18 protein-coding genes are annotated in these 18,997 nt (G+C 59.0%); 11 read left to right on the top strand and 7 right to left on the bottom strand.

Annotated features, from left to right (window positions below; genetic code table 11):
• Window positions 1–191: 191 nt before the first annotated feature.
• From CLH62_RS13175 to CLH62_RS13165, 3 genes are all read left to right on the top strand, one after another.
• Entirely contained in the window at window positions 192–1,307 is a 1,116-nt protein-coding gene (locus CLH62_RS13175; RefSeq protein WP_099618593.1) for a GGDEF domain-containing protein, read from the top strand.
• 81 nt (window positions 1,308–1,388) lie between these two features.
• Window positions 1,389–1,835: a flavodoxin gene (locus CLH62_RS13170; protein ID WP_099618592.1), complete on the top strand. Its 447-nt coding sequence runs from the start codon at window positions 1,389–1,391 to the stop codon at window positions 1,833–1,835.
• Between the two features lie 98 nt (window positions 1,836–1,933).
• On the top strand, window positions 1,934–4,492 hold the full coding sequence (locus CLH62_RS13165; protein WP_099618591.1) for an EAL domain-containing protein: 2,559 nt from the start codon (window positions 1,934–1,936) through the stop codon (window positions 4,490–4,492).
• A gap of 8 nt (window positions 4,493–4,500) precedes the next feature.
• Here CLH62_RS13165 and CLH62_RS13160 read toward each other — a convergent pair whose 3' ends face one another.
• From CLH62_RS13160 to CLH62_RS13150, 3 genes are all read right to left on the bottom strand, one after another.
• Window positions 4,501–5,355: an acyl-CoA thioesterase gene (locus tag CLH62_RS13160; protein ID WP_099618590.1), complete on the bottom strand. Its 855-nt coding sequence runs from the start codon at window positions 5,353–5,355 to the stop codon at window positions 4,501–4,503.
• A gap of 131 nt (window positions 5,356–5,486) precedes the next feature.
• On the bottom strand, window positions 5,487–6,641 hold the full coding sequence (locus CLH62_RS13155; protein WP_099618589.1) for an NAD(P)/FAD-dependent oxidoreductase: 1,155 nt from the start codon (window positions 6,639–6,641) through the stop codon (window positions 5,487–5,489).
• Between the two features lie 62 nt (window positions 6,642–6,703).
• The gene (locus CLH62_RS13150; RefSeq protein ID WP_048496576.1) at window positions 6,704–6,871 is read right to left on the bottom strand and encodes a rubredoxin; all 168 of its coding nucleotides are present in this window, start codon (window positions 6,869–6,871) and stop codon (window positions 6,704–6,706) included.
• A gap of 266 nt (window positions 6,872–7,137) precedes the next feature.
• Between CLH62_RS13150 and CLH62_RS13145 the strand changes: the two genes are divergently transcribed.
• The 5 genes from CLH62_RS13145 to phoR all read left to right on the top strand — a co-directional run bounded on the left by CLH62_RS13145 (window position 7,138) and on the right by phoR (window position 11,359).
• On the top strand, window positions 7,138–7,695 hold the full coding sequence (locus CLH62_RS13145) for a hypoxanthine-guanine phosphoribosyltransferase (RefSeq protein ID WP_099618588.1): 558 nt from the start codon (window positions 7,138–7,140) through the stop codon (window positions 7,693–7,695).
• On the top strand, window positions 7,676–8,260 hold the full coding sequence (locus tag CLH62_RS13140; RefSeq protein ID WP_099618587.1) for a chorismate--pyruvate lyase family protein: 585 nt from the start codon (window positions 7,676–7,678) through the stop codon (window positions 8,258–8,260). The genes CLH62_RS13145 and CLH62_RS13140 overlap by 20 nt, the downstream gene beginning before the upstream one ends.
• Window positions 8,261–8,329: 69 nt before the next feature.
• On the top strand, window positions 8,330–9,217 hold the full coding sequence (ubiA, locus tag CLH62_RS13135; RefSeq protein WP_099618586.1) for a 4-hydroxybenzoate octaprenyltransferase: 888 nt from the start codon (window positions 8,330–8,332) through the stop codon (window positions 9,215–9,217).
• A 76-nt stretch (window positions 9,218–9,293) separates the two neighbouring features.
• Window positions 9,294–9,986: a phosphate regulon transcriptional regulator PhoB gene (gene phoB / locus CLH62_RS13130; protein ID WP_099618585.1), complete on the top strand. Its 693-nt coding sequence runs from the start codon at window positions 9,294–9,296 to the stop codon at window positions 9,984–9,986.
• 53 nt (window positions 9,987–10,039) lie between these two features.
• Window positions 10,040–11,359, top strand: a complete 1,320-nt coding sequence (gene phoR / locus CLH62_RS13125; protein WP_099618584.1) for a phosphate regulon sensor histidine kinase PhoR — start codon at window positions 10,040–10,042, stop codon at window positions 11,357–11,359.
• On the opposite strand, the gene CLH62_RS13120 is transcribed toward phoR, so the two are convergent.
• Window positions 11,356–12,237 carry a response regulator gene (locus CLH62_RS13120; RefSeq protein ID WP_099618583.1) on the bottom strand — a complete coding sequence of 294 codons (882 nt, stop codon included), beginning with the start codon at window positions 12,235–12,237 and terminating at the stop codon, window positions 11,356–11,358. The two genes, phoR and CLH62_RS13120, sit on opposite strands and share 4 nt — an antisense overlap.
• 258 nt (window positions 12,238–12,495) lie before the next feature.
• Here CLH62_RS13120 and CLH62_RS13115 point away from each other — a divergent pair, with 258 nt between their 5' ends.
• From CLH62_RS13115 to CLH62_RS13105, 3 genes are all read left to right on the top strand, one after another.
• Window positions 12,496–13,746, top strand: coding sequence for a lytic murein transglycosylase (locus CLH62_RS13115; protein ID WP_099618582.1), 1,251 nt, complete (start codon window positions 12,496–12,498; stop codon window positions 13,744–13,746).
• Window positions 13,747–13,807: 61 nt separating this feature from the next.
• Entirely contained in the window at window positions 13,808–14,836 is a 1,029-nt protein-coding gene (locus CLH62_RS13110; RefSeq protein ID WP_099618581.1) for a metal-dependent hydrolase, read from the top strand.
• 5 nt (window positions 14,837–14,841) lie between these two features.
• Window positions 14,842–15,534 carry a pseudouridine synthase gene (locus tag CLH62_RS13105; protein WP_099618874.1) on the top strand — a complete coding sequence of 231 codons (693 nt, stop codon included), beginning with the start codon at window positions 14,842–14,844 and terminating at the stop codon, window positions 15,532–15,534.
• A 2-nt stretch (window positions 15,535–15,536) separates the two neighbouring features.
• Here CLH62_RS13105 and CLH62_RS13100 read toward each other — a convergent pair whose 3' ends face one another.
• From CLH62_RS13100 to ilvD, 3 genes are all read right to left on the bottom strand, one after another.
• Window positions 15,537–16,016, bottom strand: coding sequence for an asparaginase domain-containing protein (locus CLH62_RS13100; RefSeq protein ID WP_099618580.1), 480 nt, complete (start codon window positions 16,014–16,016; stop codon window positions 15,537–15,539).
• Window positions 16,017–16,034: 18 nt separating this feature from the next.
• Complete coding sequence (pbpG, locus tag CLH62_RS13095; protein ID WP_228152842.1) at window positions 16,035–16,988, bottom strand: D-alanyl-D-alanine endopeptidase; 954 nt, start codon at window positions 16,986–16,988, stop codon at window positions 16,035–16,037.
• A gap of 89 nt (window positions 16,989–17,077) precedes the next feature.
• Complete coding sequence (gene ilvD, locus CLH62_RS13090) at window positions 17,078–18,766, bottom strand: dihydroxy-acid dehydratase (protein WP_099618579.1); 1,689 nt, start codon at window positions 18,764–18,766, stop codon at window positions 17,078–17,080.
• Window positions 18,767–18,997: the final 231 nt, after the last annotated feature.

Below are 18,997 nucleotides of genomic sequence, written 5' to 3'. Positions count from 1 at the left end.
TGGTCTGTGAAAGTTGCTCGCAGGCTCTGCCGCGGCGCAACTATAAAATCTTTGACACGAAATTGAAATAAAACGGTCACATTTCACACAGGCTAAACACATCACAGACGGGACTGCAAAATTTCACTAACTTCACTCATAATCCGGGCTAAAAGCGTCAAAATTACAAAAACACCAAAAATAAGGCTTTCATGTCCCAACCAAACTCCTCTAGCCAGATCGCCGCCGACGAGCGGGAAGACGCTCAGGCGTCGCGCCTGCTGACCTGGCTCTCCGCAACCGCCATCGCCTTTCTCGTCGGAATCGGTGCCAAGGCCTGGCTCGCCGACCACACAACCCACGCCTGGGTGCTCTGGTCGTTTATCGGGCTGATCGGCCTGAACATGCTGTATTTTGCCAAAACCAGAAACCGGAACAGGCAAAAAGGGGGGCTGATTGTCATTGTCGGCCTGCTGTTCACCTATCTGATCGCCTCTGGTGGCGAGAGCAATACCGGCCCCCTCTGGTTCTATGTATTTCCGCCCCTGCTGTTTTACCTCACCGATCTGAAAACCGGCACGGCGGTTCTGCTGTTTTGCTACCTCATTGCAGCTGTAGTCTTCCAGTTTCCCGGCCTTCCAATGGTGGCCGCGGAATACAGCATGGATTTCAAGATCCGCTTCTTTGCCACCCTTACCTTCGAATCAATTTTCTGTTTTGTCCTTGAAGCCAGTCGCCTCAAGGCCCGCAATGAGCTGGTGATACTGGCCGAAACCCACGAGCACGCGGCGAGAACCGATGAGCTCACCGGGCTGTCCAACCGCCGGGACATGCAAGACCGCCTGGCTATGGAGTTTTCCCGCTACCAGCGCTCGGGGCACCACTTCTCCGTTGCCCTGATAGATCTTGACCTGTTCAAGGCTATCAACGATCAGTACGGGCACAATGTCGGTGACGAAGTACTGCGCGAATTTTCTGAGCTGATGAAAACCGTGATTCGGCAAACCGATGTGGCGGCCCGGTGGGGGGGCGAAGAATTTCTGGTGCTCCTCCCCGACACCTCCCTGCTCCAGGCACTGACCCTGGCAGAAAGGCTTCGCTCCAAGGTAGCCAGACAGCCGTTTCGGTTCCGGGGACAGAACCTGCCGGTCACCATGAGCGCTGGCGTCTGTTCTATTGCTATGGCCGGATCCCTGGATGCCCTGCTCAAACAAGCCGATGTAAACCTCTACACTGCAAAGGAATCCGGCCGCAACCGGATCGCGCCACGGGTACGCAGTCAGGAGACTGACCCGCCCGGTGCCCCTCCAGTTAAGCCGCACAGTTGAGCCCGTCAAACGCGCCCGTTATGATCGTGCGCCACCGTGGGACCGTATGGTCTGAACCCAGTAAATTGAACAGGTGAACCAATGACAGCCATTCGTATTCTGGTGGGCAGCGTCTACGGCGGCGCGCTGCTGACAGCCCGAGCCATCAAGAAGGATCTGGAAACCGGGGGGCATCAGGTTACCGTGCTGGAGAATCCGGCGCTGGAAGACATCACTTCAAACCTCGACCCGCTTCTGGTTTGCACATCCACCACCGGACAGGGCGAGTTGCCACCAAACCTGCTGCCATTCTATCTGGATTTGCGGGATCAGCTGCCACAGCAACCGGGCCGACCCTTCGGCGTGATCGTTCTGGGCGACAGCTCCTATGGAGATACCTTTTGCGGAGCCGGCGAACTGATGGAGGAGGCACTGAACGAGACGTCCGCTCGCAAGATCGGTGATACCCTGCGCATTGACGCCCTGGAAACCATGGAACCTGAAGCAGACGCACTGCCTTGGGCCCGGGAGTGGCTTAGCCAGATCTGACCGGTTACACAAATTTGCCAAACAGGCCCTGCCACCGACTTGAGCCGTTATAGGCGACACGCCATACTCGGAAAGACAATGATAAAAAGCGGTATACCGTGGCATCAACAAAATGGCTCCGTTTGCTGATAGCACTGACTCTGCTCTCAGGCCTGCCAGCCCCTTCACAAGGGGCTGAGACATCGTATATCCCGCAGATTGAGTACCTTCGCGCCGGCCCCGATAGCACCCTCACAGCTGCTGAAGCGCTGGCGTCCGACGACTGGCAAACCCTAAAAGAGGAAAGCCCGAATTTCGGCTATATCAGGGACACGGTCTGGCTCCGGTTTTCTGTTAGCAGCCCGGCAACGATCAACCTCCTGGAAGTTCGCTACTCCCAGCTCGACAGGCTCACGTTCTATCTCCTGGAAAACGGCCGAATCGCCACCCGGGTAGTCACCGGGGACCAGTTTCCCTTTGAGCAACGACCTATACTGCACCGTCATTTTCTGTTTCCGTTTGAACAGAGCATCGCCAGTGAGTACCGGATTCTGCTGGAAGTAAGCACCCAGGGAGCCATGCAGATACCCCTCAAGCTCTGGAACGCGCAGGCATTCTTCGAGTACACCTCGACCGAAGACCAGCTGCATGCGCTGTATTACGGCATCCTGATTACCGTTATCTTCTTTAATCTTTTTATATTTTCCGCTCTGCGGGAGCCGGTTTATCTGCTCTACGTACTCTCGACCCTTGGCTACCTGCTGCTGATCGGCAGTCTAAACGGCACAACCTTCCAGCTTATCTGGCCAGACAGCCCCGCCATACATAACCAGATGATGCTGCTTTCAGTGCCGTTCGCGATGTTGTTCACCCTACTGTTCTCCCGCTCCTTCCTGAAGCTGAAGAAAACCGGACCCACTCTGGATCGGCTGGTCGTTCTCACCATTACCCTGAATGCTGCCGTTGCCGCTATCACCTTCTTTGTCGATTACAGCACCGGGAGCCGCCTGACCGTGGCACTGGCTATACCCAGCTGCCTGCTGCTCACCGCCCTTGGCCCGTTGCAATGGGCCAAGGGCAATCCCCAGGCCAGTTACTACACTCTGGCCTGGGGCGCATTGACGATTGGCAGCGCCATCACCGCGGCCAACAAATACGGACTGCTACCCAATACCTTTCTGACCACCTACGGGATGCAGATTGGTTCGGCTCTGGAAGCCATCCTGCTCACACTCGCATTGGCGGCACGGCTGTACCAGCAACGACAGGAGAAAGTGGAGGCTCGGGAGGCAGAACTCAGGGCCATGGCAGCGCGACGCTCCGCCGAGCTCAAGCTGATGGACCACGCCCTGCATAACCCGCTGACCAGTCTTCCCAACCGCATCAGTTTTGAGATGATGCTGAACGACCTGATGATGCGCAGCCCGGATAGGCGCTATGGCGTTGCGATCATTCACCTGAACAATCTGCAGTCTGTTACCAAGACTCTGGGCCACCACAACAGCGACCGCATTCTGGAACTGGCGTCGAAACACTACAATGCAGTTATCCGGGAGCTGCCGGGCGCCATGCCAGTGGAACAGAGTGATCAGCGCAACTTTTTCCTGGCCTCACTGGACCCACAAACCTTTGCGTTTATCGTCGATGCAGATGCCACCGGCTCAGCTCCCAGGTCAATTCTCAAAGGTCTGGACGGCATCCGGTACCCTATCGATTATCTTGGCATGCAGGTGCCTCTGGATCCTCGACTGGGTGTGGCGATTTTCCCGGAGCATGGCATGGATGCGAACACGCTGATCCGCCGGGCGGTTATTGCGGAGGGCTCGGACTCGGCCCGGGAACGGGGCATCGCCTATTACAAGCCGGCACGGGATTCCTACAGCGCTGACCGGCTTACTATGGTCTCGGAGCTGCGGCAGGCACTGGAAAATGATGGGCTGGCGCTTTTCATGCAGCCCAAACAGTGCCTGAAAACCAGCCGAATTGTGGGCATGGAGGCACTGATCCGCTGGCCAGGGAGGCCCCAGCCGATTCGCGCTGACGAGATTGTCAGTCTTGCGGAGCAGACGGGGCTGATCAAACCTCTGACCCGGTGGGTGCTTGAGCAGTCTCTGGCCCTGCGCTCGCAGCTGCTGGACCGGGGCTGGTCCCTGACGATTTCCGTGAACATTTCTCCGAACAATCTGCGGGAACCGGATTTCCCGATTTTCGTGCAACGGTTAATGAACAGCTATCACGGCCATCAGGGTGCGATCATTTTTGAGGTCACGGAAACCTCGATGATGCAGGACCCGGGCAACTCCCTGAAAGCCCTGAACTCCCTGAATGCCACGGGCATTCCGGTTTCCATTGACGATTTCGGATCCGGTTACTCTTCGCTCTCCTACATCAAGCAGTTACCGGCCAGCGAGGTAAAGATCGACCGGTCGCTGGTCACGGATCTTGCCACCGAGGCCGAAGACCGGGTGATTGTGCAGACCACCATCGATATGTGCCACAGCCTTGGCTATCGGGTGGTGGCCGAAGGCGTGGAGGATCATGGTACAGTGGATCTGCTGCGGGATATGGGGTGTGACATGATCCAGGGTTACCTGCTCACGCCACCACTTCCTTTTGACGAACTGCTGGCCTGGCTAGGCCGAAACCACCAGCAACCGGACGAGCGCAAACTCGGTTGACAATCTTGTCAACGTTGGCGGATCAGTGCCTCTTGTGTGGTGGAAGCCACCAGCACGCCTTCCTCATTGAAAAAGTTGCCGCGATTGAAACCGCGGCCCGCCGAGGCGCTCGGGCTGTCCTTGTCGTAGAGCAGCCATTCATCCATCCGGAAATCCCGATGGAACCAGATGGCGTGATCAAGACTGGCCACCTGCAGACCTTTGCTCATGAAGGTCAGCCCGTGGGGATTCAGGGAGGTACCGAGAAACTGAAAATCGGATGCGTAGGTCAGCAGGCAGCGGTGCAGCACGGGATCATCCGGCAACGGCCCCTGGGCGCGAAACCAGCTCTGCTTGTGGGGCGGACGTTTTTCCGGCTTTAACGGATTCACCGGGTTAACGGGCCGGATCTCGATCGGGCGATCACGGGTCAGGGTTTCGCGCAGTCTTTCCGGCACCTGGGGCGCCAGGATCTTACCCCATTCCTGTTCTGAACGAAGTGATTCCGGGCCCGGCGCCTCCGGCATCTTCAGCTGATGCTCAAAGCCCTCTTCAGCGACCTGGAACGACATGGAGCCGGTCAGGATTTCCTTGCCATCCTGGCGGGCAATCACCCGGCGAACGGAGAAACTGCCACCATCCCGTACCCGCTGGACTTCGTAATCGATGGGCATGCTGTGATTGCCGGGACGCAGAAAATAGGCATGCAGGGAATGACACAGTCGACCCTCAACGGTGCGGCTGGCAGCCATCAAAGCCTGGCCAAGAACCTGTCCGCCAAAGACGTTGGGAAAGCCCAGATCCTCGCTGTCGCCCTGAAAATGATCGTCGCCGATAGGTGAAAGGTCCAGCAACTCCACCAGCTTCTTGGTTACCTCAAGCATGCCTGCTCCTGTGATTTCGTTAGCACACGACGGAGTTTTCTACCGCAAGCGGGGAGATTTCGCAACGAAAAGCCACGAACGGCAGGCAAAACCGGCCCCATGGAACGGGGCCGTTCAGTCATTTCCGAGGGCTACCCGTGTATCGGCGGCACTTCCCGGGACAATGCCTGTTTCTCCACAGCAAAGCGGCCAGTAACGGCAAACCCCAGGACTTCACCATCCGGACTCTTGAACAGCGCCTTGACGTTCGTGCCGTCCTGCTCCACATCCCAACTACCCTGGGCATCCGGAGCCGGCGGACAGACAGCAGTGGGGCAACAGGGTGTCTTGATCATCACCGGCATCGTGCCATAGCTCACCTCGGTTCGCTCGCCAGTCAGCGTCTTGGCGAGGGCCCGGGCACAGGCCATCAGGGGCAACACGTAAAGCAGCACGTGACCGTCCACCTCGGCGCAGTCTCCGAGGGCGTAGACGTCCGGCGCCGAGGTTTCCAGGGCACGGTTAACGGTAATGCCACGACCGGTGTCAATGCCGGCCGCCCCGGCCAGCCCGATCCGGGGCCGCAAGCCCACGGCAGACAACACCAGATCAGCGTCCAGCGTCTCGCCATTGGCCAGGCTCAGGGCGACGCCACTGCCTTTCTGCTCGATCCGGTCCACCACGGTGCCGAGGTGGAAACCGACGCCCAGGTTTTCCAGCTCCTGCTGAACGGCATTGGCGGCCACTTCCGGCAACAGGCCAGGCATAACCACCTCCGATGGCGCGATCACGTCCACTTCGTAGCCGCCGTTGCGCAGATCATTGGCGAACTCACAACCGATCAGGCCGGCACCCATAATCGCCACCCGCTTGCCGTCGCCAAGGGCCTTGCGAAACTCGCGGTAGTCCATCAGGTCATTGATGGAGAATACGTGTTCCTGACCATTCCCCTCCAGGCTCAGCCGAATGACATCGGCGCCCCAGGCCAGAACCAGCTTGCTGTAGGCGAGGCGCTCGTCGCCGAGCACCAGCTCATGTGCCCGGGTATCAATTCCGGTAACGGTGCTGAATGCCCTGATCTGCACATTCAACTGCTCCGACATGGCATCGGTTGCGCCCTGGGCCAGACCCTCGGCATCCTTACCTTTGGTAAGGCCGGTGGAGAGCATGGGCTTGGAGTAGCTCACGCCGTCATCGGCAGTTACCATGATTACCGGGGTCTCTTTGTCCAGCTTACGAATCTCCCGCGCCAGCGAGTAGCCGGACAACCCGGTACCAACGATAACGATGGGGGCCTGCTCAATCATAGCCGTGTTCCTCTTAAACACTCTGCGCAAATCAACATACTGCGTAACCAGGCTGCGGGGTATCAGCTGATCTCGATCATCTCAAAGTCTTCCTTGCCGACACCGCAATCTGGGCAGACCCAGTCTTCCGGTACGTCTTCCCACTTGGTGCCGGGTTCAATGCCATCTTCGGGCCAACCTTCCGCCTCATCGTAAATCAGACCGCAAACCACACACTGCCACTTCTTCATCAGATTTCTCCCAGCTCAATTAGGGCGCAATGATAATTGTCAGACAATCATGCACGCAAGTGTTTTATCCTGTTAACAGATACGAACCACTGTCGAATCAGGCCATCATACCCACCGCCCCGGAATTGACCAATGCCAATGACGACGGACTACACCCGGGTTTTCTGCCAATAGCCACAAATACAGACCCGCGGAACAAGGAGCGCCCCTCCCTTCCGGCGACCCTCTCCGGTATAATCGCCCGTTTTACGACAGGACCGACCGATATGACCGATACCGTCGACGAAATGAACCAGGTTATGGCCGAAGCCGACTGCCTGGTCGACGAACAGCAGGCACAGACTGCAATTGGCAAACTCGCCGACGATATTACTGAGCGCCTGAAAGACAGCAACCCCCTGTTATTCTGCGTCATGAACGGCGGGCTGATCCTTACCGGGCAGCTGCTGCCCCGGCTCCGGTTCCCGGTCCAGGCCGAGTACCTGCACGCCACTCGCTACCGCCAGGAAACCACTGGTGGCATTCTGGAGTGGAAGCTTCGGCCAGAAGCTGACATGAATGACCGCACCATCCTGATTGTGGACGACATTCTGGATGAAGGCACTACCTTGTGTGCCATTGCCGATTACTGCCAGGCCCACGGTGCCCGGGAAGTCCTCACCGCCGTACTGGTGGACAAGAAGCACGACCGGAAAGCACGGCCTGATCTGAAGGCGGATTTCACCGGGCTGGAAGTGGAAGACCGTTTCCTGTTCGGTTACGGCATGGATTACAAGGGATACTGGCGCAACGCTCCGGGCATCTATGCAGTCAAGGGTCTCTGATATCAAAAACCAACTGGGGGAGTTCAACAGCCACCTGACCATCCCCCCAACGGACTGGTATCGCTCTCTCACAGCGGCTGGGCTGCGCAATCCCTCGGTGCACGGCGACGCCCGGTACTGGTTGCAGGTGGAAGGCTCGTTTACCCGGGCCCTGCAGAAACAATGCACCCGGTCATTCCATGTCGAAGTCCGGCAGGAGGGCTTCGGGCCGCCAAGCCTGGAGGAGTCCCGGCGCCTCGGGATCCCGCTACGGCAACACGCGTGGATTCGGGAAGTCCGACTGTGTGGTGACGGTGAGCCCTGGGTGCTGGCGCGGACCGTCATTCCTCTGAACTGCCTGGAAGGTGAGGGGCGTCGCCTGTTGCATCTGGGCAACAAGCCCCTGGGAGCTTATCTGTTCACCAGCCCGCACTGGGAACGGGGCCCACTGGAAACCGGCCTCTGCAATCCGGTTACCGCAGGCCAGCCGGAACTGGCGCGGCGCTCCCTGTTCAGCGGCCATCACAGTTCCCTGCTGGTGGGCGAATACTTCCTGCCTGCGCTGTTTAGCCGGAACACGCTTTAACCGGCCTCCTGCCACTGGCTATAATCCCTGCTCCTGCTGAATTCGACGAACACCAGACGGACGCGCCCCATGTTGCTTGATGCCGTGCCAGATCATATCCAGAGCCGGCTGGCCGACTACGCCAGACTGCTCAGAATCGACCGCCCAATCGGAACCCTGCTCCTGCTCTGGCCCACCTATTGGGCCCTGTGGCTGGCCGGCGAAGGCAGCCCCGGACTGGGTAATGTTGTGATTTTCACGCTGGGGGTGTTCTTCATGCGCGCCGCCGGTTGCGCGATCAACGACTTTGCCGATCGGGACTGGGACAAGCACGTCAAACGCACCAAAGACAGGCCGCTTACCGCCGGGCGAGTCAAGCCCTGGGAAGCCGTGGCACTGTTTGCTGGTTTGTGCCTCGTCTCCTTTCTGATGGTGCTGCTGTTCACCAACCCGCTAACCCTGTATCTGTCCTTCGGCGGCGCTGCGCTGGCGTTCATTTACCCGTTCATGAAGCGTTATACCCATCTGCCCCAACTGTTTCTCGGGGCTGCGTTTTCCTGGGCGATTCCCATGGCCTGGGCTGCCGAGGCGGGCGAACTCAGCCAGCTTACCTGGCTGCTGTTCACCGCCAACGTGCTCTGGACGGTGGCCTACGACACCTTCTATGCCATGGTAGACCGGGACGACGACCTGAAAGTGGGCATCAAATCCACCGCTATCCTGTTCGGTGATGCCGACCGGGCCATTATCGGCATGCTGCAAGCCATGGTGGTGTTGATTCTGCTTCTGGTGGGCCACCGGGCGGAGCTGGGCACCTTTTATTATCTGGGCGTGGTGGCCATGGCCTGCCTGTTTGTTTATCACCAGTTTCTGGCGCGGGAACGGGAACGTGAGGGCTGCTTCAAGGCGTTTCTCAATAACAACTGGGCCGGGTTTGCGGTTTTTTCAGGGCTGGTGATAGATCTCGCGATTGGCTGAGCCTGTCATATACTTGTAACACTTGGGCGTTGTAATGAGGCAGCAATAAACCAAGGTCTGACACAGGTTAAAGCTCATGACTGGAAAAACTGTCCTGATCGTCGATGACGAGGCGGCAATCCGCGAGATGATCGCCGTAGCCCTCGAAATGGCGGATTATGACTATCTGGAGGCAGCGGATGCCCGGGAAGCCCATGCCCTGATTGTCGACAAACACCCGGATCTCGTGCTCCTCGACTGGATGCTCCCCGGCACCAGTGGCGTTGAGCTGGCCCGGCGCCTGAAAAAAGAGGAGGCGACCGCCGATATTCCCATTATCATGCTTACCGCCAAGGTGGAGGAAGACAACAAGATTCAGGGGCTGGAGGTCGGTGCCGATGATTACATCACCAAACCGTTCAGCCCGAGGGAACTGGTTGCCCGCCTGAAAGCGGTGCTGCGGCGCGCGACACCACCCGGCGTGGACAGCCCCATTGAAGTGGAAGGTCTGACCCTGGACCCGGTTGGCCACCGGGTCACTACCACCGAGGGCGCCCTCACCATGGGCCCGACCGAGTATCGGCTGCTGCAATTCTTCATGACCCACCAGGAACGGGTATATACTCGCTCCCAGCTTCTGGACCAGGTCTGGGGCGGTAATGTCTATGTCGAGGAGCGAACGGTTGATGTTCACATCCGCCGGCTGCGCAAGGCCCTCGGCGAAGACTACGACCATCTGATCCAGACGGTTCGGGGAACCGGTTACCGCTTCTCGACCAAAGCCGCGTAAGTAACTCCGGCCAGCTGAGCGTCAGCCCCGGATCGGACACAAGGCAGTTTTTGATGCAACACAACTGGTCTCGGTACCTGCGCTATATCCTCGGCGGGCTGCTCGGCTCAACTCTGGTCGGCCTCTACTTTGGTGAGCCTGTTTACGGACTCACTTTCGGATTGGTCATCTACCTCTGGTGGACACTTGTTCAGGCCCGGCGCCTTTACAAGTGGCTTGCCAACCCCAGCGCGGCCGACGAGGCGCCCCAGAGTGTCGGCCTGTGGGGCGACATCTTCGATAATCTGCACAGACTTCACAAGAATCACCTGAGAACCCAGGACCGCCTGAGGGCCCAGATTAACCGGGTGCAGGAATCCACCAACGCCATGCGCGATGGTGTGATAATGACGGACTCCCGGGGCGCCATGGAATGGTGGAACGGATCGGCCGAATACCTGCTGGGATTCCGGCGCAATACCGACCACGGCCAGTACATCCACAACCTGATTCGAACACCGGCCTTCAAGGCCTACTTTGATTCCCGGGATTACCGGGAGCCGTTGGAGATCCATTCACCCGCCAGACCCCACATCCACCTGCAAATCCAGATCAGTCTGTTTGGTGACGACGACCGCCTGATCGTTGCCAAGGATGTCACCCGCCTGTATCAGCTGGAGCAAATGCGCCGGGACTTCGTTGGCAACGTTTCCCACGAAATGCGGACACCGCTGACGGTGATCAGCGGATACCTGGAAACGCTGGTCGACAACGCCGGCGATCTGCCGCCGAAGTGGCGCCGGGCCATCAACACCATGGCCGCCCAGTCGTCCCGGATGGAAGCGCTGATTACCGACCTGATCCTGCTGTCGAAGATTGAAACCGGCGAACAGACGTTGAATGATACCCTCACGGACGTGGACCAACTGATCAGCCAGATCAGCCACGATGCGCGGGCACTCAGTGGTGAAAAGCAGCATGAAATCACGGTTCAGATCAGTGACCACCGATTGCTTAAAGGAGATGAGAGCCAGCTGCGTAGCGCCTTCTCCAACCTGATTTTCAATGCCGTGAAGTACACACCCGCCGGGGGCAAAATTAACGTATCCTGGTCCGCCAACCGGGAAGGCGCCCATCTGTCCGTAAAAGACACAGGAATCGGCATTGATCCCGTGCACATCCCGCGCCTGACGGAACGCTTTTACCGGGCTGATCCGAGCCGACACAAGGACACCGGCGGTACCGGTCTTGGCCTGGCGATCGTGAAACACGTTCTGCTGAACCATGATGGCAATCTGGAAATACGCAGTCGCATTGGCGATGGCAGCGAATTCATCTGCCACTTCCCCCGGGACAGGCTGGTCGAGCGAATACCGGAGAAGGATCGAAACTAACGGCCCGCCCGGAAGCGGGCGATAAACCGGGACAGGTCCTCCAGCTTCTTCGGATCCTCGTCGACAAAACGGATAGTCACGCTGACGAAGTCGGTGTCCTGGCGCTTGTCCACCGCCTGTAACTGATGCACATAGCCATTCAGCCGGGCCATTTGCCCCTCACCGGTCTCGATATCCACCACCGCCTGATCAAGAATGCCAGGAAATATCTGATCCCGTTTGGCGATCACCCGGACTTCCGTCAAGTTGATGTCCTTGACCACGGACTTCAGGGTACTGTCGGCAAAGCGGACGGAGGCAAGGCTCATCCCTCCCCGTGACGGAGCCTGCTTTGGCGTCGCCGAACTGGCTGCCATCAAGGGCGACGACGGGGCTGACCGCTCCGGAGTCTCCGGCGCAGGCGCCGACTCCGAATTGCGAGTCAGCAACTCCGCGGATTCCTTGAAGGCATCCGCCGGACTAGCCATGGACTTGCCGGTATGATCCATGGCGTCCTTCAGTTTGCGACCCATGACTTTGATGATTTTCTTGCTCAGGCCATCCGGGCTGAACGGCTTGCCAAGGTATTCGGAAACGCCTCCCTTTACCGCTTCAATTACATGATCCTTGTCGCCTCGGCTGGTGATCATGATAAACGGCACTTTCTCGTACTGGGGCTGCTGCCGCATCCACTGCAACAGCTCCAAGCCGGACATTTCGGGCATTTCCCAGTCGCACAGCACCAGATCAAACGCCGTTCTGGACATCAGTGACTGGGCCCGACGGCCATTCTGGGCATCGGTTGTCTCTATTACCGGAAAGCGCTGACGCACTGTTCGCTTGACCAGATCACGTACAAAGCTGGCGTCATCCACCACCAGCGCTTTCAGCATCACCATAATTCAGACCCTTGGCTATTCACTTCCCGGTTCTCTCAGCCGGGTTCTTTCACCCCGGTTCCCGCGTCCAACTATAGAACAAAGGCCGACGCCGGCAACCTGCCTGCAACAAAAAAACGACAAATGCGGTTTTCCGGGAACCGGCAGGTTAAACAATTGTCACTCCTCCCGACCCCGGACAATGTTTCTCCCGCGCGAAAACGCGCTACCATGGGGTTCGGAATTTTCACACCATCATTACCCTGATAGAGGTTCTGTGTGCTGACCACACCTGCAAGGATTCTGCGCTCTCGCCGCCTTACCCGCGGCTTACTGGTTTCCGGTTTTTTATCACTCCTGTCACTGCCCACCATCGCCCAGGACAGCGCCGCGTCAGCGCCCGCCGGTTTTGCTGAGTGCAAGGCCCGACTGCAGGAACAGGCCATTGCCGCCGGGGTCAGCAGCGAGACCGCCAGCGAGGTGATGGCCAGAGCTGAGCATCTGGAACGGGTCATTGAACTGGATCGCCGGCAACCGGAATTCACCACCACGTTTGCTGATTATCTGAACCGACGGGTTAACGATGCCCGGATAAGCCAGGGCCGTGAACTCCTGAAGGAGCACCAGGAACTGCTGGCCCGCGTTACCCGGGAAACCGGCGTGCCGGCGCCCTATCTCCTTGCCTTCTGGGGACTGGAAACCAACTTCGGCAGCTATTTCGGCAAAATGCCGGTTCCAAGCTCCCTGACCACTCTGGCCTGCGATCCCCGTCGAAGCACCTTCTTCACCCAACAGTTGATAGCCGCCCTGCGCATCATCGATGAAGGCGCGATTCCAGCGGACCAGATGGAAGGTTCCTGGGCCGGTGCCATGGGCCATGTGCAATTCATGCCCACGGTGTTTCTGCAGCACGCCGTGGATGCCGACGGTGACGGGCGCCGGGATCTCTGGAACAGCCTACCGGATGCCATGATGTCCGCCGGCAAGTTCCTGCAGTCCATGAACTGGAACGGCGACTACCGCTGGGGCCGGGAAGTACTTCTGCCCGACAACTTCGACTACTCCCTGGCGGACGGACGGCGGCTGCCCCTGGAACAGTGGCGGGAGATGGGCGTTACCGATGCTTTCGGCAACCCACTGGCCCGGGAACCCATTGATGCCGCCCTGGTAGTACCCGCCGGGCACCAGGGCCCGGCCTTTCTCGCCTACGACAACTTCCGGGTGATCATGGGCTGGAACCGTTCGGAATTCTACGCCATCGCGGTTGGTCACCTGGCCGATCGAATTGCCGGAGCCGGAATGCTGCAGAATCCGCCGCCTGAGGATGCGCCGGCAATGTCCCGGGACAACATCATCAGCCTGCAGGAGGCGCTGCTGGAGCGAGGCTATGATGTTGGCAAACCGGATGGCATCATGGGGCCCGCAACCCGCTCTGCCATCCGTCAGTTCCAGGCCGCCAATGGACTGATAGCCGACGGATATCCCGGTGAGACGGTGCTGACCAGGCTGGACGTTCTGGTTATCCAGTGATCCAGTACCCGAGCATCAGCCTACTTCTGCAGGTCACTGTTTAAGGCGAGACTGAACCGATATGGATTCCATCACCCAGGCGGCGCTCGGTGCCACCTTGGCCGGCGCCGTTGCCGGCAAGACTCTTGGCCGCTCGGCGCTGCTCACCGGCGCGTTGCTGGGAACCCTGCCCGACCTGGATGTGGTGATCGACTACGGAACCGCTGTCGCCAACTTTACCCAGCACCGGGGCTTCAGCCACTCTCTGTTTGTTCTCGCCCCCCTTGCGACAATACTGGCCTGGTTGCTCTGGCGCTGGAAACCACAACTCAGCTTCCAGCGTTGGCTCGCCCTCACCGGACTGATTCTGATCACACACCCGCTACTGGATGCTTTCACCACCTACGGCACCCAACTGTTCTGGCCAGTAGGCCGGCCAGTGGCCATCAACAGCATCTTTATCATCGACCCGCTTTACACTCTGCCATTACTGGCAGGGTGCATTGCTTTTCTGATGCGCCCGCCAGCTAAAACGGCGATTCTGGCCGGGCTGGCGCTCTCAACCCTTTACCTGGGCTGGAGTGTGGCAGCGCAACAGATCATCACCCAACGGGTCCAGCCGGCACTGGCCGAGGCTGGGCTGGCAAGTCCGGACCTGATGGTGCAGCCCATGCCCTTTAATACCTTGCTGTGGCGGGCTACCGCGATTGAAGGCGACCAGCGGGTTGAGATAGTCACTGGCTTTCTTGATGGCGGCGCACCCCTGAACCTCCAGTATTTCCCACGTCGGCGGGATCTTGCCAGGGCCGTTGAGCATCTGCCGGAGGCCCAGCGGCTGGAGTGGTTTACCGGCGGCTTTCTCGCCTACAGCCAGTCAGGCGGCCGGATCATGGCGACAGATATACGGCTCGGCATACCCGGCGCCCACCCTTTTACCTTCGTGCTGGCGACAGAAAACGGCAGCAACATCGAACCCACTGCGAGCTTTCGCACGCCACGGCCTGACGTCAATACGGAAGCCCTTGGCCTGCTGTGGTCCCGGATGACCGGAAAAACCCCAGTGCTGTGCCTGGCCAGCCTGAGAGCGCCCGCACCGGGAGAGCATTGCTGATCACCATGCGACTGGACCAGTTTGTTGCCACCAGCTCCGGGCTTTCCCGCAAAGAGGCCAAACGGGCCATTGCCCGGGGCGAAGTGACGGTTAACGGCAAAACCCGCACTTCTGCCAACACTCAGCTGGCAAGGGAGGCACAAGTAGCCCTGGTGGGCAAGCCACTGGCTTTACCGGGCGAACGCTATCTGATGATGAACAAGCCGGCAGGTGTGATAAGCGCGACGACCGACAGCGACCATCCAACGGCACTGGATCTGCTGCCAGCAGAGCTGACCGGAAATCTCCACATTGCCGGTCGTCTGGATGCCGACACCACCGGATTACTGTTGCTGACTACCGACGGCCAATGGTCTCATCGGGTCACCTCACCACGAACGGATTGCCCGAAAACCTACCGGGTAACACTGAGTGAGGCACTAACCTCCATGGCCGTTCAGGAGCTGGAGCAGGGCGTGCATCTGCGCAATGATCCAAAACCCACCAGACCGGCCCAGGTAGCCATTCTGGGTGAGAAGGTTATCGACCTGACAATTTCGGAAGGACGCTACCATCAGATCAAGCGCATGCTGGCGGCGGTTGGTAATCGTGTAGAGGCCCTGCACCGACTGCAGATCGGCCCTGTTCTGTTGGACCCGGCCCTCGAGCCCGGCGGTTACCGGGAGCTGACCAGCGCAGAGAAAAACAGTCTCGGTTAAGCTCAGGTGCGCTCGAAACGCTGGGCTTTCAGATTCTTCCGGACGGCACCGGCCTCGAACACTTCACCATTCATGGCAATGTAGACACCGGGCGGCAGCAGTTGCACCGCCGCCCAGGCAAAACCGACATTGAAAACTGCGTCGGTCCGGCGCATGCGAGCTGGCTGCATGGCACCGGTCAGCACAATCGCCTTGTCCTTCAGGTCAGCCAACACCGACGCGGTATCGGCCATGGTGTCGGTGCCGTGGGTTATGATGATACGGTCACAGTCGCATTCTGTCGCAGCTTCCAGCACCAGCTGCCGATCCGCGTCGTTCATTTCCAGGCTGTCCTTGCGCATCAATTCCCGCAGACGATAACCCTCATGGATGTTGGACTCGGACAAAAGCTCCGGCAGCAGGGTATGGCCCACCTCGAACTCGCTGTTGGCGTCGAAGTAAACCTTGTCGATGGTGCCGCCGGTGGTGAAGATCTGGATCATACCGTGATTCCTCGAAGGTCAGTTCACACTGACCGTATTGTTGCCAGCGGTCGCATAGGACGCGTTCCTTTCCCGTTCGTAACGCCTCGCGGCTGCCGCCACCGACCCTCGGGCCCCAGTGTCCAGCCAGCGTTTGATCCGCCCGGCATCGCCCATGGGCGACCGTGTTCCCAGGGAGTCCAGCAAAACGGTGACCACTTTCTTACCATTCATTTGCGAAATCATCACCAGACACCGCCCGGCTTCGGAGAGATAGCCGGTCTTGCTCAGGGCAACGCCCCAGCTGTCCCTGTGCACCAGAGCATTGGTATTGCCGAACGACAGGCTGTAACGGGGGTTCCGGAACCTGGCCCGGAAGTATTCGGTAGTGGTGTATTCCCGGATCTCAGGATAAGCCGCTGCCGCATTCACCAGCTTGACCAGATCCGACGCGGTGGAAACATTGTCGGCTGACAGCCCGGTCGGGTCCACAAAATGGGTGCCGGCCATGCCCAGCTCCCGGGCCTTGGCGTTCATCGACTCGATGAACGCATCAAAACCGCCCGGGTGACTGCGGGCCAGAGTGTAGGCCGCAAAATTCTCCGACGACATCAGCGCGATCCGCAAAACGTCTGAACGGCGCATCTGCGAGTCAATGCGGATCCGGCTGTAGGCGTTGGCGGCCGCGGGGGTATGGCGCTTGTGAAAAGTCAGCCATTCATCCAGAGACTCCCCGGATTCGAGAACCACCAGTGCCGTCATCACCTTGGTCACAGAGGCAATGGGCACCGAACGATTCGCGTTCTTGCCAAATACCAGCTCATTTTCACCGGCAACCGCAACTGCCGCATTAACAGACGCCAGGTTGGGACCCGCCTCCTGCTTCTCGGCGGTGGATGTATTCGGGGAAGAATCCTGCTGATGGGCCGGTAAAGCCAGGGGCACCAGGGCCAGCAAAAACACCCAACAAATGGCCATGCTCCGGTTATGCATGCGTCAAAGCCTCTTCTCTTGTTTTCTATCCGGGCAGAAACTGCCGCACCAGGGCGGAATTGTACCAGCGATTTGCCAGCATCATCAGCTCATGGCAGATCGGTAATGGCGCCTTTGGACGCCGAACTCACCGTACGGGCATATTTCGCCAGCACGCCCCGTGTGAACCGCGGCGCCGGCTCCCGCCATGCTTGCCGGCGCTGTTCCAGCTCTTGATCTGACACATCCAGCTCGATCCGGTTGCTGACGGCATCGATGGTGATGGTGTCACCATCTTCCACCAGCGCAATGGGACCACCCTCTGCTGCCTCGGGGGTGATATGGCCGACCACGAACCCGTGGCTGCCGCCGGAGAAACGCCCGTCGGTGATCAGCGCCACCTCGCTGCCCAACCCCTTGCCCATGATTGCCGACGTGGGGCTGAGCATTTCCCGCATGCCCGGACCACCCTTGGGACCTTCATAGCGGATAACCAGCACATCACCGGCCACCACCGTGCCGTCAAGAATCCGCTCCTGGGCCTCTTCCTCGGAATGGAACACCCGGGCCCGGCCTGTGAAGTGGGTGCCTTCCTTGCCGGTGATCTTGGCTACCGCCCCGGTCGGCGCCAGGTTTCCGAACAGAATGCGCAGATGACTGTCCGCCTTGATCGGGTTGTCGAAGGCATGAATGATGTCCTGCCCTTCCGGATAAGGCGCAACGTCTGCCAGATTTTCCGCCAGCGTCTGGCCGGTGACCGTCAGACAGTCACCATGGAGCAACCCGCGATCCAGCAGCATCTTCATCAGGGGCTGAATACCGCCGATCGCCACCAGTTCCGACATCATGTAATGCCCGCTGGGGCGAAGATCCGCCAGCACCGGCACCTGCTTGCCAATTTCCACGAAATCTTCCAGTTCAAGATCCACACCCACCGTGCTCGCCATGGCCAGAAGATGCAGAACCGCGTTAGTGGAGCCGCCCAGAGCAATAACCACAGTGATCGCATTCTCGAAGGCTTTCCTGGTCATGATGTCACTGGGCTTGATGTCTTTCTCCAGCAGATTCAGAACCGCTGCGCCTGCGCCCCGGCAATCCGCCGCCTTGGTATCGGAAACCGCGTTCTGTGCAGAGCTGCCAGGCAGACTCATCCCCATGGCCTCAATGGCTGATGCCATGGTATTGGCGGTGTACATGCCACCACAGGAACCCGGCCCGGGAATGGCGGTCTCTTCAATCTGTTTAACCTCGATCAGATCCAGATCCCCCCGGGCGTGGGCTCCGACCGCCTCGAACACCGAGATGATATCGGTGTGATTCTCACCGGGCATGATCGTCCCGCCATAGACAAACACAGAAGGCCGGTTCAGACGCGCCAGCCCCATCATGCAGCCGGGCATATTCTTGTCACAGCCACCGATCGCCACCAGGCCATCAAAACCTTCACAGCCAGCCACGGTTTCAATGGAATCCGCGATCACCTCCCGGGATACCAGGGAATACTTCATGCCCTCGGTACCGTTGGCAATGCCATCGGAGACCGTGATCGTGTTGAAGATCAGGGACTTTCCGCCAGCCTCATCAGCTCCAGCGGCAGATTCCTCGGCCAACTGGTTGATGTGCATATTGCAGGGCGTCAGGTTGCTCCATGTTGAGGCGATACCGATCTGGGGCTTCCTGAAATCCTCATCGGTAAACCCCACCGCCCGCAGCATGGCGCGACTGGCGGATTTGCCAATGCCGTCCACCACGGGCGAAGAATAACGACGGCGTTTATCCTGAGTCGTGTCCTGAGTCACGGGAGTCTCCTATGTTAGTGCCAGTTTTCTTCAGACTCGCAGAAACAGCCGTCATCGGCAACGGGCAACCGGCATGACCGCACGCAGGCGAGGGGAAGGCCTTGCCAAAATACGCTGTAAATACCTCCCTGTACGCTCGGCTCCGCCATCCATGGCTCCGCACGATTTTGGCAAGGCCTTCCCCTCGCCTGCTCCTCCGTGCATCGGCGCCAAAAAGATGTATTTCCGAAT

The organism is Marinobacter guineae, assembly GCF_002744735.1.
Classification (GTDB): Bacteria; Pseudomonadota; Gammaproteobacteria; order Pseudomonadales; family Oleiphilaceae; genus Marinobacter; species Marinobacter guineae.
Note: the sequence above shows the minus strand (reverse complement) of the source record. Positions and strands in the feature narration are given on the sequence as shown.

What these genes read in the sequence shown, in the direction of transcription:
- CLH62_RS13150 (WP_048496576.1), bottom strand. Translation starts at nt 6,871, where the DNA reads ATGAAGAAGTGGCAGTGTGTGGTTTGCGGTCTGATTTACGATGAGGCG.
- CLH62_RS13105 (WP_099618874.1), top strand. Translation starts at nt 14,842, where the DNA reads ATGCGACTGGACCAGTTTGTTGCCACCAGCTCCGGGCTTTCCCGCAAA.
- CLH62_RS13110 (WP_099618581.1), top strand. Translation starts at nt 13,808, where the DNA reads ATGGATTCCATCACCCAGGCGGCGCTCGGTGCCACCTTGGCCGGCGCC.
- ubiA (WP_099618586.1), top strand. Translation starts at nt 8,330, where the DNA reads ATGTTGCTTGATGCCGTGCCAGATCATATCCAGAGCCGGCTGGCCGAC.
- CLH62_RS13145 (WP_099618588.1), top strand. Translation starts at nt 7,138, where the DNA reads ATGACCGATACCGTCGACGAAATGAACCAGGTTATGGCCGAAGCCGAC.
- CLH62_RS13155 (WP_099618589.1), bottom strand. Translation starts at nt 6,641, where the DNA reads ATGATTGAGCAGGCCCCCATCGTTATCGTTGGTACCGGGTTGTCCGGC.
- pbpG (WP_228152842.1), bottom strand. Translation starts at nt 16,988, where the DNA reads ATGCATAACCGGAGCATGGCCATTTGTTGGGTGTTTTTGCTGGCCCTG.
- phoR (WP_099618584.1), top strand. Translation starts at nt 10,040, where the DNA reads ATGCAACACAACTGGTCTCGGTACCTGCGCTATATCCTCGGCGGGCTG.
- CLH62_RS13160 (WP_099618590.1), bottom strand. Translation starts at nt 5,355, where the DNA reads ATGCTTGAGGTAACCAAGAAGCTGGTGGAGTTGCTGGACCTTTCACCT.
- CLH62_RS13170 (WP_099618592.1), top strand. Translation starts at nt 1,389, where the DNA reads ATGACAGCCATTCGTATTCTGGTGGGCAGCGTCTACGGCGGCGCGCTG.
- phoB (WP_099618585.1), top strand. Translation starts at nt 9,294, where the DNA reads ATGACTGGAAAAACTGTCCTGATCGTCGATGACGAGGCGGCAATCCGC.
- CLH62_RS13140 (WP_099618587.1), top strand. Translation starts at nt 7,676, where the DNA reads ATGCAGTCAAGGGTCTCTGATATCAAAAACCAACTGGGGGAGTTCAAC.
- CLH62_RS13100 (WP_099618580.1), bottom strand. Translation starts at nt 16,016, where the DNA reads ATGATCCAGATCTTCACCACCGGCGGCACCATCGACAAGGTTTACTTC.
- CLH62_RS13175 (WP_099618593.1), top strand. Translation starts at nt 192, where the DNA reads ATGTCCCAACCAAACTCCTCTAGCCAGATCGCCGCCGACGAGCGGGAA.
- CLH62_RS13120 (WP_099618583.1), bottom strand. Translation starts at nt 12,237, where the DNA reads ATGGTGATGCTGAAAGCGCTGGTGGTGGATGACGCCAGCTTTGTACGT.